Raw genomic sequence first — 14,079 nt, 5'->3', positions numbered from 1 at the left:
TTACCTCCTCACAGATGTTAACCTATATACATTTAATCCAAAATACTGTACTTTTTCAACGTTTTCATCTTTCTCTAATTTTTCAAAAATTTCATTTTTATTTTCACATTTTCTTTGATCCAAAAAACTTTCTATTTCATGCTGATTCATCGGATGTCTTTTTATTATACTTAAGATAGCTTCCAAATCGTCTTCTATAGAACTGTAAAAATCTTCTTCTTCTAAAAAATCAAGGGATATGCCTCCTAAGATATTTTGCGCTAGCTCAATTTTTTCTTTTTCTGGAACTGTTACCCAATCTTCCGCTGGGGGTCTCATTGGTAAATTTATATACAATCTATCATAACTTATTCTATTAAATATTTCTTTGATTTTCCTTAAAGATTCTTCATCATCATTTAGCCCTTTTATCATCATAAATTCCATCCAGATTTTACCTTTAAAGTTTTTAGAAAAACTTATCAACCCATCCACGTAAGAATCAAAAGATATACTTTTATGAGGTCTATTTATTTTTTTAAAGGTTATTTGATCATAAGCATCCAGTGTTGGCATTACAAGATCGCTCTCATTTAATTCTTCCCTTACTTTTTCTTCACAAAGTAGAGCTCCATTTGTAATTACAGCAACAGGTTTATCAACATAAGCTTTTATTGATTTTATTAGTTCACCAATTCTAGAGTATAATAATGGTTCACCTTCACCAACTATAGTTACAAAATCAAACTGGGATACATCGCTTTTAATATAAGCTTTAAACTCTTCCAAAATATCTTGCAAATTAAAAAATTCTTGTCTTTGGTTTGTCATGTTAGTCGTTTTCCCCAACTGACAGTATACACAAGAAAAATTACAAGTTTTTGGAGGTATTGGGCTTACTCCTAAGGATCTTCCCAATCTTCGAGAAGGTACAGGACCGTATAAATATCGAAAACTCATCAGACACCTCCAATATATACTCGCTTTTTTTACTCATTTAAATTATATCAAATATCACCCTTTAAATAAAAATAATAGTGAAACATACTAAAGAAAAAGAAATGAGGAAAACAGTATCTTTTATTTTCCAATTAAACTGCTTAAATCTCGTCCTCCCTTCCCAACCATTGTATCCTCTTGCTTCCATAGCAATACTCAAATCTTCAGCCCTTCTCAGAGCAGATACCAACAAGGGAATAATTATAGATATAGCCCCTCTAATCCTTCCAGAAAATTTTCTATCATCAAAATTTGCCCCCCTACTTAATTGTGCTTTCATTATACGATCTGCTTCATTTGCAATTACAGGGATGAACCTTATAGCAATCGTCATTACCATCGATATTTCATGAGCAAATCTTTTAGGTACAAAAAACCATCTCAAGACATCTTCTAGAGCATGAGCTAAAGAGGTAGGAGAAGTAGTTAACGTGAGAACAGAAGATAATAAAACTGCAAATAATATTCTGAAGGTAATTATAGCGGCATTAAATAAACCGGTATCTGTTATTCTGATAAACCCGATCCTAAAAAGTGTATTCCCCCCTATTGTAAATAATTGAATTACAAAAGCAAAGATAACTATAAACCATATTGATTTTAAGGATTTCATATAATACTTCAAGCTTAGTTTAGATAACAACATCAAAACCAACGTATAAGAAGACATAATCAAAACATCATAAAAACTGTTTATAGAAAAAGCAAATCCTGCCAAAACAAACAACCCTAAAAGTTTTCCCCTTGGATCCAGTGAATGCATCAATGAGTCTAATTCAACGTACCTTCCCAAGGCAACATTATCCAAAAGCATTTAAATACTCCTTTTATCAATCATTTTTTCTAATTCCCAGCATTGAATATTTTAACATAATTCAAGAATTATTATATTATTTGTGAGAAAAGATTTAGTAGTTTTTTAAAACATTAATAAACAGAATGACTGATTTTTATTAAGTTTTGATTAAGTGTTTTTGTAAAAGATGATATAATTATTTTAATGTCTACAAAAAATCAATTTGGAGAGACACATGGAAAAATCCTTATCAAATAGAAGTATGAAATACCTATTTATACTTTTGTTGATTTTAATAATATGTATAATAATTGTTTTTTTAGTTTCTAAATCCTCAAACTATAAAAAGCAGATCATTTTTTTTGAAGAATATTTAAAAAACAACTATACTTTGGACGATGCAACGATAAAAGAATTCGTCAAAGTTTTTGAATTATTATATGACGAATTCCTCTATGTAACTGAATATGTTTATCCGATCGAATTGTTAGCTATTGGAATAGTAGAAACAAATTTTGAAAACGTAAAAGGAGATGGTGGGGAAAGTTTGGGATATTTTCAGATACAAGCCCCTACTTATTGGTATTTAAAACATAATTACCCTGAATTTTATCAAAGAATTAATTTCTTAGAACCTTGGTATTGGGATAACATAAAAGAAAGACCTGATGTGCAATTATTGACTTCTATCTTATACTTATACGATATAAAATCACGTTTTGGCGAAGAAGATGCGTATAGTATTTACAATGGTGGGTCAGAAACATATAAAGACAAAATATTATTAAGACTTAATATTTTAGAAAATGAACTCAAAACATTTAACAGGAGGTAAACATGCAGATATCGGAGCCGCTTATTTCAAAACCTATTTTTAGTGAAAAAATTTGGGGAAATAATGAATTGAACAGAATTTTCAACTATGAAAAAACCCAACCAATAGGAGAAGCCTGGCTTTATTCTCCTCTAAATGGATTTGAAACCGTCTTGTATGGAAAAAATAGCCAAAAAGAATATGGCAATGCAAGTGAACTTTTCCCAAATTTTCCTTTGTTGTTGAAATTAATCGCAACCTCATCCTGGCTTTCCATACAATTACACCCGGATGATACAATGGCTAAACAATTAGAAAACGAACCATGGGGAAAATCAGAAGCATGGTACTTTCTGAAAGATAATGGCCAAATTAAAGTTTCAAATAATAACAAACATATTTTGCAAGCTTTTGATGATAATCGATGGGATGAAGTACTAGAAAATTACGAAATGAACAAATTCGATTCCATCTTTATACCTGCAGGAACTGTTCACACCTTAGGTCCTAACAGCCTTTTACTGGAAATACAGCAAAGCTCAGATTTAACTTATAGATTATACGACTGGGGAAGACCTCGAGAAATCCATGTTGATAAATCTAAAAAAGTTCTCAACAACATTCACACCAGTTATTCTATTTCAAGGAAGACCGAAGGCTTGTGTACCAAATACTTTAGCTTTTCCAGATTTGCCAACCAAAATAAAAAAGGGTTTGGCGTATATGTTAACTTAAAAAGCTATGAAACAATAGTACTTCCAGAGGAAATAAATTACAATTTTCAAGGTGAATTTGTAGAATTTAAATTAAACGAAAATGGCTGGAAATCACTTTTATAATTTCATAATCAAAAATTATAAAATAATTTAAAATTTTTACATTCCATTTCTTTTTCGACTTATTTTGTCTGATATAATTGAATAAACATAAAATAAAATCTTAGGAGGTATCCTGATGAATAAAACTATCAATGAAGATGTGTCAATCGTCTTATCGGGTGAAGCGGGTCAAGGGATTCAAACGATAGAAGGATTGTTAACATTTATTCTCAAAAGGGAAGGTTATTACGTATTTGCCACAAAAGAGTACATGTCTAGGATTAGAGGTGGAAGTAATTCAACTGAAATAAGGGTAAGCTCTAAACCTGTAAAAAGTTACGTCGACAAAATAGATATACTCATACCTCTTACAAAAAGTTCTGTTGAACATCTTGGAGACAGAGTGACTGAAGATACTCTGATCATAGCAGATAACGATTTTTTAAAATTAGAAAATAAAAACCTTTTCAACGTCCCCATCCTTTCTATTGCGAAAGAAATAGGTAACGAAATATATGCAAATATAGTTGCTGTTGGTGTAATTTTGGGTCTTTTCAAAACAAACATAAAGACTATAGAAGAGTATCTAAAAGAAAGATTTGGAGATAAGGGAGAAAAAATTGTTTCAGATAACATAAAAGCAGCTTCAGAAGGTTACAAATTGGGTAAAGACTTTTCTGAAAGTGGAGAGATAAAAATAGAGATCTCTGCAAACGAATCTTTAAAAGACGATTTATTAATTAGCGGAACCGACGCGGTAGCTCTTGGAGCGTTAGCAGGCAATTGTGATTCAATTTTTTCATATCCAATGACACCTGGATCGGGAGTTCTAGTTGATTTAGCCAATTTTTCAAAAAATTTCGATATTTTAGTCGAACAAGCCGAAGATGAAATAGCCGCAATCAATATGGCAATAGGTGGATGGTACGCAGGAGCAAGATCAATGGTGACCACTTCTGACGGAGGATTTGCTTTAATGGAAGAAGGACTTTCTCTAGCTGGGATGATCGAATCCCCGTTAGTAATTCACTTAGCCCAAAGGCCTGCTCCTGCAACAGGTTTACCGACAAGAACCGCTCAGGAAGGCTTGAACCTTGTTATACACGCTGGACATGGCGAATTCCCAAGGTTGGTTTTCTCTCCTGGTAGCCTTGAACAAGCTTTCTATTTAACTCAAAAGGCTTTTAATATTGCGGATAAATATCAAATCCCCGTATTCATTTTGACAGATCAATTTTTTGTTGATTCGTATTATAACGTTAAAAAGTTGGACCTTTCCAAAATTGAAAATAAAAAATATTTTGTAGAAACTACTGAAGATTATAAAAGATATGATCTTTCGAAAGCAAAAAACGGAGTTTCACCAAGAGGTATACCTAACTATGGTAATGGATTAGTTGTTGTAGATAGTGATGAACATGACGAGGAAGGTCATATAACGGAAGATTTGGATATCCGAATTAAAATGGTGGAAAAAAGACTCAAAAAATTTGAGGCTTTAAAGGAGGATTTTATTTCTCCTGAATTCTATGGAAATGATAACTACAAATATCTCGTCGTATGTTGGGGTTCAAATTATAATGTCGTCAAAGAAGCTCTAGAAAATATAAATAACAAGGATCTTGCTATGCTTCATTTTAGCCAAGTTTATCCCATCCCGGAAAATGCGGTTGAATTTTTAGAGAAGGCAGAAAAAATAATCGATGTTGAAAATAACGCCACAGGCCAATTTGCAAAGTTAATAAGAGCAGAAACTGGCATAAAAATAGATAGTAAGATATTAAAATTCAATGGAATGCCATTTTCAGTTGAAGAGCTAACCGCTAAGATAAGGGAGGAATTACAATGATAGAAAGAAAAAATATGTTTAGTCTAGAAAATGAAAAAGAATTAGACATTGCTTGGTGCCCAGGCTGTGGAAATTTTGGAATACTGAATATATTAAAAAAGGCTCTGGAAGAAATGGAAGAAATAACTCCCAACAATTTTGTACTCGTTTCAGGAATAGGACAAGCAGCAAAAATCCCTCATTACTTTAAAAACAACGCTTTTAATGGTCTTCATGGTAGGACTTTACCCGTTGCCTTTGCCATAAAAGCGACTAATCCAGATTTATACGTAGTAGCTGAAAGTGGAGATGGAGACATGTACGGTGAAGGCGGCAACCACTTTATCCACAATATGAGAAGAAACATTAACATAACAAACATAGTTCATGATAATAGGGTTTATGGACTGACGAAAGGCCAGGCTTCTCCTACTTCACAACAGGGAATGGTCACCCCTGTTCAAGTAAACGGAGTAATACTTAACCCCTTCAATCCTATTGCCGTTGCTATAGCCAATGGAGCCACATTTGTGGCACGGGCTTTTGTGGGAGATATGCAAAACACGAAAGAAATTATTAAAAAAGCTATTAGACATAATGGCTATGCTCTAATTGATTTGTTCCAACCATGTGTGACGTTCAATAAAATAAACACTTACGCCTGGTTTAATGAACATACTTACAAATTAGGGGAAGATTACGATCCATCAGATAAAATGCAAGCTCTACAAATAGCTTTCCAAGAGGACAAAATTCCTTTAGGTATAATATATGAAGAAAAGGGAAAACCAACTTTTGAAGAACAATTGACTATTTATAAGCAAAACAAAGATCCACTTTTTAAAAGAAGCATAGATTTAAACAAATTAGAAGGTTTCATAAATTCAATGAGATAAGAGGTGATATGATGGCATTGAAAGTTGGAGAATTGGCTCCAGATTTTAAATTGAAAGATCAAAACGGTGATGATAATTCTTTATCTGGTTTTAAAGGAAAAAAGGTTTTGCTTTCCTTTCATCCTTTAGCATGGACAGGGGTTTGCGAAACCCAGATGAAAAACTTGGATTTAAAGTATGACGAATTGGGAAAACTCAACGTTGTACCTTTGGGAATTAGCGTTGATGCATCACCTTCAAAAAAAGCATGGGCTCAAAATATGAAAATCAACAAACTTAAACTTTTGTCAGATTTTTGGCCTCATGGAGAAGTTGCTAGAAAATATGGTATATTCGATGAAGAAAACGGTTTTTCCAAAAGAGCGAATTTTTTAATCGACGAAGAAGGAAAAATTGAATTTGTAAAAGTTTACGAATTAAGAGATCAACCAGATTTAAATGAAATTATGAATTATATCAAAAGATGAAAGAAACTTAAATAGGCTTCGACAAAAAGTTCGAAGCCTAATTTATTATAATGGAGTTAAAATTATGAAGAAAATTGCTTTCACCCTTTTAATTTTGATGATTATTTCAACCAATTTATTTAGTCAAACGATAAATATACCAGAATTTCCAAAAGGGACTCTAACTATTTCACAAGAGGGAAGTAGTGTAACAATCCCTATTGAAATTGCTAATACGAACGAATTAAGAGAATTCGGTCTGATGTACAGGGAAGATATTCCTGAAGATTATGGAATGCTTTTTGTTTTCCCAAGTCCTGGAATAAGAAGCTTTTGGATGAAAAATACCTTTGTTGAACTCGACATTGCTTTTATAGATGCCAATGGAACAATATTGGATATACAAAACATGAAACCTTGTGAAGAATCACCTTGCCCTATTTACATAATTTACACACCTTTCAAATTTGCTTTAGAAGTAAAAGCAGGTTTCTTTGATCGATACGGATTCACCGAAGGGGCAAAAATTGAATGGTCAATAAATGAATTTTAAAACCATTGACATTGTATTTAAATGAGGATATAATTATAAGGCTGAACTACTTGGTTGATTTTGAAGGTTTAGAACCAGAAATTGTTGCCAGAAAATATCTACAAGGTTTAGGCCTTATTAAATAGTTTACAATAATTTGTGGAGGCGTGCACCGAATTGGCTAAGGGGCCGGTCTCGAAAACCGGTGGGGTTTATCCCCTTGTGGGTTCGAGTCCCACCGCCTCCGCCAATTTTTATATGAGGAGGGAAGTAAAAGATGCCCATTCTATCTGAAATTAATAAATACCTACAAAGTAAAATTTCACAGGGGAAAGACGATTATGCAATACCGAAAAGATGGATGCCACCTAATTATACCGGTAAAGTTAAACTAGCGGGGAGGAAATTTTTTGTTAATCCCTATGAGTTTATATCCAACATAATCGATAATCTATTAAAAAATGCTGGAAAAGATGTGGATTACAGCAAACCCCTTTCTTTCATTAAAAATGTTAAAGAACCTGATTGGATCAGAACGAGCATACTTTATTCTGCTCACGTACGAGCTACAGCTGCATATGTTCATGATCAAACTACTTTATTCGTTCCAATAGATGAAAAAGGTTATACTGAATCGGGTACATTCCTAAAAATGTTGATGTTAATCCCTTATTTTTCTACTTACAACGTCGATAGTATATACTTACTTCCAATAACCCAAGCCAGCAGTAAATTTAAAAAAGGTGAAGTTGGTTCGCCTTATGCAGTTAAAAATTTTTTCTCTGTAGAAAAAGATTATCATGACACACTTTTGGAAAATGAATTCACCCCTAATGAAGAATTTGGAGCTTTTGTCGAAGCCGCTCATATGGCTGGAATGAGAGTCTTGTTGGATTTTGTACCAAGAACAGGATCAAGGGACAATGACCTTATTTTAGAACATCCCGAATGGTTCTATTGGATAGATATAGACGAAATGAACGGTTTTGCACCTCCTAAAGTTGAAGGTCTGGGATTTGTTCAACCGAGCAAAGAAAATTTAAAAATTGTGTACAATGACGAACAAGTCAAAAATCATCTTAAAAAATTTAGATGGGATCCAAGAACTCAGAACCCACAAAAATGGGAAAATTTTATAAAACTAAATAAAGACAACCCAGATTTTTTGGATGAAATAGCAAGAGAGTTTAAAGTAATAACCGTTCCAGGATTTTCAGATTGGATAAATGATCCCCAACCAGCATGGGAAGATGTCACTTTCTTAAGACTCTATCTTTCTCATCCAGAAGAAGCTCTAAAATATATAGACGAGACAAATCAACCTCCTTATGTGCTCTTCGACGTAGTTAAATCAAGTTTGTTCCCAGGGAAAGAAAAGAATGCCGAACTTTGGAACCTAATAGCAAATATTATCCCATTCTATCAAAAAAATTTCGGTATAGATGGTGCTAGGTTGGACATGGGTCACGCTCTACCTGACGAACTTGAAGCTGAAATTATAAGAAGGGCGAAAGAATACGACCCTGCTTTTGTAATAATAGCTGAAGAATTGAACATGGACAATCATTTAAAAGCTAAAAAAAGTGGTTACGATGGAATTTTGGGAAATTCATGGTGGGCTGAGCCAAGAATAAAAGAAGGCTGGTTCAAAAAATTCATCTCAGAAGTAGCACCAAAATTATCTTTACCTACATTTGCAACGGCAGAGACACCAGATACCCCAAGAGCGGTTACAAGAGAAGGTGAAGAAACTTTCTCAAAATTGACAGCGGTGGTAAATACTTTCATGCCAAACGGAATAACATTTATAAACTCCGGATATGAGCTTTTTGAACCTCAACCTATGAACACAGGCTTAGATGTAGAAGATCCTGTGGAAGAAAGATTTAAAAATTTACCTTCAACAGATCAATTTTATGGCAAACTCGCATTCTTTGATTGGTATGTCCTACACTGGGATACAGACCATCATATGGTGAAATTACTTTCCTTATTAGGCACACTAAAAGAGGAAGTCAAAGATCTTTTGAAAAATCCTAACAATTACCATTTTATTGATTTTTCTGATGATGCAAGTGCAATGTTTTGGTGGAACGGAAAAAAAGGAGTTGTAATAGCTATCAATACTAACTTTAAAAATCCTTATTTCTTCGATATAGACCTTGGATATTATACCTGGAAAAGTGAGCATAACATACAAACAAAATTGGAAAATTACAGAAGAGGCGAAAGCTCTTGGAACGTTCAGGATGCACATTTAAGAGTAACAATCAATCCAGGGGAAGCCAGAGTTTTTTTTGTATATTAAAAAGGGCTTTTAGCCCTTTTTTATTTTAATTTTGGAAAGTTAAACTTGTCAACTTCTTGCTTTTTTATAAATTTTCTAAACTTTTTCTTTGCTTCCTTCATCAGCTCTTCTTGAACTATAAACAATTTCGACTTTTTCCCCGTTGGTCTTTTATACTCTCCATTCGGTTGTAACTCTCTTGCTTTGAAATTATCTTTTAAATAAAGGTTCAATACATCTATCAATCGTTGCTTCAAATCTTCCTGCTCTATTGGTATCAAAGATTCAACCCTTCTATCCAGATTTCGAGGCATTAAATCGGCACTTGATATAAATAATTTAGGTAATCCGTTATTTTCAAAATAATATATTCTACTATGTTCTAAATACCTTCCTACGATACTTCTAACCGTTATGCCTTCACTAACACCTTTTATCCCTACTTTTAAAGCACATATCCCTCTAACGATTAAGTTAACCTTCACACCAGCCATGGATGCCTTATACAAGGCTTTTATTATAGATACATCTAGCAAGGAATTCACTTTTATTATTATTTTCCCTTTTCCACCTTTTTTAACTACATCTATTTCATTATCAATCCAGCGTAAAAAAGTTTCCCTCAAACTTGTAGGGGCAACTCCCAATTTTTTCCATGTTGGAGGTTTTGAATAACCCGTTAAGATGTTGAACAGTGCTGATACATCTTGAGCATAACTTTCCTTACAAGTAAAAAAATCTATATCTTCATATAATTTTGCAGTTATGTAATTGTAATTCCCTGTACTCATATGAACGTATCTCCTGATCCCACTTTCTTCTCTTCTAACAATCAACAATAGTTTTGCATGTACTTTTAATCCAACAAGCCCATAAACAACGTGGCAACCCGCTTTTTCCAACTCCTTAGCCCATTGGATATTATTTTCTTCATCAAATCTGGCTTTGACTTCTACCACAACGGTAACTTGCTTGCCGTTCTCTGCTGCTTTAATAAGATAATCTATGATTGGAGATGTTTTCCCAACTCGGTACAAAGTTTGTTTGATTGCCAACACTTGAGGATCTTCTGCCGCCTGCCTTAAAAAATCTATCACATGCTCAAAAGACTCATAAGGGCGGTGTAAAAGAACATCTTTTTCCCTAATTACCTTAAAGATATCCTCCTTGCCATAAAAGCTTGGGGAAGGTTGGGGAGAATAATACTCAAATTTTAAATGCTCATACCCTTCTAAATTAGCAATTTCCATAAGAGAACTCAAATCTAAAAGATTGGAAATCTCATAAATATTATCACTTCTTAAACTTAGCGCATTTACAAGGAAATCCCTCAGGTTCTTTCCCATATTTTTGGATATTTCTAATTTGACAGGAAAACCTGTTTTTCTTTCTTTAAGTGAACTTTCTATCTCAATTAACAAATCTCTAGCATCATCTTCGTCAATAGAAAGGTCTCCATCACGTGTGATTCTAAACTCAGAAATCTCAATTACTTTGTATCCGCTAAAAAATAAATCAGAATGCATTTTTAAAAGATCTTCAGTTAAAAATAAACATGTGCCATCCGTGCAGGGAATATTTATAAATCTTGGAAAAATCGTCGGTAAGGGTATAAAGGCAAATAACCTTTCCTCTTTTTCATCTTCTAACTCCACAACTAGATTTATGCCGCTACCAGGTAATATCGGAAATGGTCTACTTTGATCGACAGCCATGGGAGTTACTACGGGAAAAACCGTCGTTTGAAAATAATTATCTAAAAACTCCTTTTTTTCTTCATCAATCTCATTAACTTTGAGAACTTTGATGTTCTCCTTTCCTAAAGAAGGTAGTAGCTCACTTTCTAAACATTTATATTGCATTTCCACCATTTCATGGGTTTTTTGTGAGATCTTCATTAATTGATCTCTAGGAGTTAAGCCAGAAATATCCATTCCACCGAAACCAGCTTGAAGTTGTTCTTCCAAGCCAGCTACCCTTATCATGAAAAACTCTTCAAGATTGGATGAGGTTATGGAAAGAAATTTGACTCTTTCTAAAAGAGGGTTTGTTGTATCATAGGCTTCCTCTAACACTCTAAAATTAAAGTCCAACCAACTTAGCTCTCTATTATTATAATATTTGTAATCGCTCAAATCTATTTTCTTTTCTTTAGTTTTGTTGCTACTAGTTTTTGCCATAAAATCTCATCCCTTTATACTTTTTTCAATAACTCTGGAAGTATTCCAAAAACTTCCAAAAAGAAATTATCCTTCCTTTTCAATGCCCACTCTTCTAACAAAGTTTCCTTTGGTGTATGAGTAGTTATAATCAGATGATTACCCTCTAAATTAACTTCAATATCTCCCAATTTGCTCTCATGAGCGACGTCTAAGGCATCTGCAAGCCTCAATATGGCAAGCATCTTTGTTATCAAAATCTTATCCGGTATGTTTTCCAATTGTGATGAATAATCATCAATCTCCAAATCTTGAGCGCTGTGGAAGTAAGCGATCCTTGATACAATGTCTAACTCTCTAGAAGTTAAACCTATGATCTCTGAGCCTTTAATTATGTTATACGAATGCAAATAATGTTTTTTAATATTTACATATTTTCCAATATCGTGTAAAATAGCAGCCACTTGCAAAAGGAGTCTATGTCTTTTGCCCAACTGATGAACTGGTTCTAAAACATCAAATAATTTTATCGCATATTTTTCTACCGTTTGACTGTGAGTCTCCTCATAGAAATATCTTTTACCTATATTTCTAGAAGAGATAATCGTACTCTTTTCCAATAAATTAAAAAATCTTCTATATTTTCTGCTCAACAACCGTTGAAATAACAAGCTCCTACTTAAATTAACCTTCGGAAAAACTAAAATATTTTCAGCTCCCGATACTTCTAAAAGTAATCGATAAAAAGCTAAAGCTGATAACAACGAATTCGCTTTACTTTCAGAAATATCGTATTCTCTAGATAATTCGGTGGCATTCTTTGATTTCAAATTCTGAAAAAGTTTATCGAACTCCTCTTGGGGAATGTTTAATACTTCTTCTTCATTTTTTCCCAAAAGTCCAGCTAAAAACTCAATTTCATTGCCACAAGTTACAAAGGTTTTGATCTTTTTATTAATAAGCCAAACATTTATAGGCTGATAAAATGTGTTTAAATACTCTCTGATTAAATTACTATAGTGTAATGTGTTTTCTTCCAAATCTCTGAGCATCTCTGAAACTTTAACAGAACCTATTTTTATATTTTGAGAACTATCAATCAAACCCTTAGAATACGTTGCTAAACCCATGCTTCCCGTTCCTATGTAAACAAATAAAACATCATCCCTTTTGTACTTTTTATATTTTTCAAAGTTCCTTATCAATTCCATGTAGATATGTGATTTCTCTTCGTAATCATCTAAAACGTCGATAGTAAAACCTGTTCTTGTTTCGATCTGATCCAAAATAAAATCTAAATTTTCTGCTTCTCTCAAAGCGGTGGTACCTACTACTTTCAATTTATTAGCTCCATATTCCTCTGCAACCCTTTTGAATCCTAAAAGTTTTTGACTTAGGATCTCTACTTTTTCAAAAGATATCCTTCCTGTTGTAAAGGTATCTCTTCCTAAGAATAAGGGATAATCCAAACTTTCTATTATATCGATATCATCTTGATCGTTCTGAGCAATATCAAAAGATATATTTTCTGTTCCTATGTTTATAACACCTGCTACCATTGTTATACACCTACTTTTTCTTTAACAAGTGAAAAAGCCCCATACAAACATGCATCATCCAGCAATTGAGATAATTTAAACTCACAACACTCAAAGATATGAGGTATAGAGTACTGCTTGGCTGTTTCAACTACTATAGGCATCAATTGTTCCCCTAATGCCTCCATTACTCCCCCTCCTAAAACTATAACTTCAGGATTTAGTAAATTAATAATGGAACCAGCATTTATTCCTATATATCTTGCGGCATCATTCAATATCCCTCTAACAAGATCGTCCCCTTGATCATAAGCAGCTTTCAAAGTAGAACTTTTCACTATGCCTTTCAAATCACTGCTTTTTATTAAGGTTTTCTCGCCTCTCTCTTTTTTTCTAACTATTTCTCTTTGGATAGCTATTTTAGAAGACAAACTTTCCAAACAACCACGAAGATTACAACCACAAAGAGGGCCTTCAGGGTACACATTCATGTGCCCAATCTCAGCAGCGAAATTGAACGAACCTTTATATAATGATTCATTCAATATTAAACCGCCACCTATTCCTGTTCCCACAAAATAACCTACGGCGTTTTTTACTCCTTTAGCGGCACCAAACTTCCATTCCCCATACATACTCGCATTAGCATCGTTTTCTATAATAGTTTTGATATTGTATTCTTTCTCAACAAAATCTACTAAATTAAATTCATTCAAAGGCATGTTAGGAGTAAAGGTAATTTTTCCATCTTTTATAACTCCTGGTACACCTATTCCTATCCCTTTTACATCTTTATTCTCCTTCAGTAAAGAATCCAAAACTTTCTTCAATTGTTCGACAACTTTTTCTTTGCCTTTTGAACTTTTGGAACTCTTTTTCTCTGACTTCAATTTGTTACCTTTCTCATCAAATAAGGCGCCAAGTATTTTGGTTCCCCCTATATCTACCCCTATCCAATTGCTCATTTTTTTCACCCCTATTTATAGG

12 protein-coding genes and 1 tRNA gene are annotated in these 14,079 nt (G+C 33.4%); 8 read left to right on the top strand and 5 right to left on the bottom strand.

Annotated features, from left to right (window positions below; all coding sequences use genetic code 11):
- Positions 1-939 carry a radical SAM protein gene (locus NAAC61_RS01640; RefSeq protein ID WP_103064596.1) on the bottom strand — a complete coding sequence of 313 codons (939 nt, stop codon included), beginning with the start codon at positions 937-939 and terminating at the stop codon, positions 1-3.
- Between the two features lie 61 nt (positions 940-1,000).
- Complete coding sequence (locus tag NAAC61_RS01635) at positions 1,001-1,792, bottom strand: energy-coupling factor transporter transmembrane component T family protein (protein ID WP_202695088.1); 792 nt, start codon at positions 1,790-1,792, stop codon at positions 1,001-1,003.
- 217 nt (positions 1,793-2,009) lie between these two features.
- On the opposite strand from NAAC61_RS01635, the gene NAAC61_RS01630 reads away from it, so the two are divergent.
- From NAAC61_RS01630 to NAAC61_RS01595, 8 genes are all read left to right on the top strand, one after another.
- Positions 2,010-2,609, top strand: a complete 600-nt coding sequence (locus NAAC61_RS01630; RefSeq protein ID WP_202695086.1) for a hypothetical protein — start codon at positions 2,010-2,012, stop codon at positions 2,607-2,609.
- Between the two features lie 2 nt (positions 2,610-2,611).
- Positions 2,612-3,427, top strand: a complete 816-nt coding sequence (locus tag NAAC61_RS01625; protein ID WP_202695084.1) for a type I phosphomannose isomerase catalytic subunit — start codon at positions 2,612-2,614, stop codon at positions 3,425-3,427.
- Positions 3,428-3,542: 115 nt separating this feature from the next.
- Positions 3,543-5,255, top strand: a complete 1,713-nt coding sequence (locus NAAC61_RS01620) for a 2-oxoacid:acceptor oxidoreductase subunit alpha (protein WP_202695082.1) — start codon at positions 3,543-3,545, stop codon at positions 5,253-5,255.
- Positions 5,252-6,130 (top strand): thiamine pyrophosphate-dependent enzyme, encoded by an 879-nt coding sequence (locus NAAC61_RS01615; RefSeq protein WP_202695080.1) that lies wholly within the window; start codon positions 5,252-5,254, stop codon positions 6,128-6,130. The genes NAAC61_RS01620 and NAAC61_RS01615 overlap by 4 nt, the downstream gene beginning before the upstream one ends.
- 11 nt (positions 6,131-6,141) lie before the next feature.
- Positions 6,142-6,597, top strand: coding sequence for a peroxiredoxin (locus NAAC61_RS01610; RefSeq protein ID WP_199171151.1), 456 nt, complete (start codon positions 6,142-6,144; stop codon positions 6,595-6,597).
- A gap of 64 nt (positions 6,598-6,661) precedes the next feature.
- Complete coding sequence (locus NAAC61_RS01605) at positions 6,662-7,129, top strand: DUF192 domain-containing protein (protein ID WP_103064602.1); 468 nt, start codon at positions 6,662-6,664, stop codon at positions 7,127-7,129.
- Positions 7,130-7,269: 140 nt separating this feature from the next.
- Positions 7,270-7,358: transfer RNA gene (locus NAAC61_RS01600), tRNA-Ser, on the top strand.
- Positions 7,359-7,385: 27 nt separating this feature from the next.
- A complete protein-coding gene (locus NAAC61_RS01595; RefSeq protein WP_103064603.1) occupies positions 7,386-9,416 on the top strand; it encodes an alpha-amylase family glycosyl hydrolase in 2,031 nt (676 codons plus the stop codon).
- A 20-nt stretch (positions 9,417-9,436) separates the two neighbouring features.
- On the opposite strand, the gene NAAC61_RS01590 is transcribed toward NAAC61_RS01595, so the two are convergent.
- Genes NAAC61_RS01590 through NAAC61_RS01580 form a run of 3 tightly spaced genes read right to left on the bottom strand, consistent with a single transcriptional unit; the run spans position 9,437 to position 14,057 of the window.
- Entirely contained in the window at positions 9,437-11,575 is a 2,139-nt protein-coding gene (locus NAAC61_RS01590) for an RNA degradosome polyphosphate kinase (protein ID WP_202695078.1), read from the bottom strand.
- 14 nt (positions 11,576-11,589) lie between these two features.
- Positions 11,590-13,113, bottom strand: a complete 1,524-nt coding sequence (locus NAAC61_RS01585) for a Ppx/GppA phosphatase family protein (RefSeq protein WP_202695076.1) — start codon at positions 13,111-13,113, stop codon at positions 11,590-11,592.
- Between the two features lie 2 nt (positions 13,114-13,115).
- The gene (locus NAAC61_RS01580) at positions 13,116-14,057 is read right to left on the bottom strand and encodes an ROK family protein (protein WP_103898204.1); all 942 of its coding nucleotides are present in this window, start codon (positions 14,055-14,057) and stop codon (positions 13,116-13,118) included.
- Positions 14,058-14,079: the final 22 nt, after the last annotated feature.

This window comes from Petrotoga sp. 8T1HF07.NaAc.6.1, assembly GCF_016772115.1.
GTDB classification, from domain to species: domain Bacteria; phylum Thermotogota; class Thermotogae; order Petrotogales; family Petrotogaceae; genus Petrotoga; species Petrotoga mobilis.
The sequence above is the reverse complement of the archived record's forward strand: the minus strand, read 5'-3'. Positions and strand labels throughout refer to the sequence as shown.

Excerpts from the sequence above, each read along its gene's own strand:
- NAAC61_RS01635 (WP_202695088.1), bottom strand. The coding sequence starts at position 1,792 with ATGCTTTTGGATAATGTTGCCTTGGGAAGGTACGTTGAATTAGACTCA.
- NAAC61_RS01605 (WP_103064602.1), top strand. The coding sequence starts at position 6,662 with ATGAAGAAAATTGCTTTCACCCTTTTAATTTTGATGATTATTTCAACC.
- NAAC61_RS01620 (WP_202695082.1), top strand. The coding sequence starts at position 3,543 with ATGAATAAAACTATCAATGAAGATGTGTCAATCGTCTTATCGGGTGAA.
- NAAC61_RS01630 (WP_202695086.1), top strand. The coding sequence starts at position 2,010 with ATGGAAAAATCCTTATCAAATAGAAGTATGAAATACCTATTTATACTT.
- NAAC61_RS01625 (WP_202695084.1), top strand. The coding sequence starts at position 2,612 with ATGCAGATATCGGAGCCGCTTATTTCAAAACCTATTTTTAGTGAAAAA.
- NAAC61_RS01640 (WP_103064596.1), bottom strand. The coding sequence starts at position 939 with ATGAGTTTTCGATATTTATACGGTCCTGTACCTTCTCGAAGATTGGGA.
- NAAC61_RS01585 (WP_202695076.1), bottom strand. The coding sequence starts at position 13,113 with ATGGTAGCAGGTGTTATAAACATAGGAACAGAAAATATATCTTTTGAT.
- NAAC61_RS01595 (WP_103064603.1), top strand. The coding sequence starts at position 7,386 with ATGCCCATTCTATCTGAAATTAATAAATACCTACAAAGTAAAATTTCA.
- NAAC61_RS01615 (WP_202695080.1), top strand. The coding sequence starts at position 5,252 with ATGATAGAAAGAAAAAATATGTTTAGTCTAGAAAATGAAAAAGAATTA.
- NAAC61_RS01580 (WP_103898204.1), bottom strand. The coding sequence starts at position 14,057 with ATGAGCAATTGGATAGGGGTAGATATAGGGGGAACCAAAATACTTGGC.
- NAAC61_RS01590 (WP_202695078.1), bottom strand. The coding sequence starts at position 11,575 with ATGGCAAAAACTAGTAGCAACAAAACTAAAGAAAAGAAAATAGATTTG.
- NAAC61_RS01610 (WP_199171151.1), top strand. The coding sequence starts at position 6,142 with ATGGCATTGAAAGTTGGAGAATTGGCTCCAGATTTTAAATTGAAAGAT.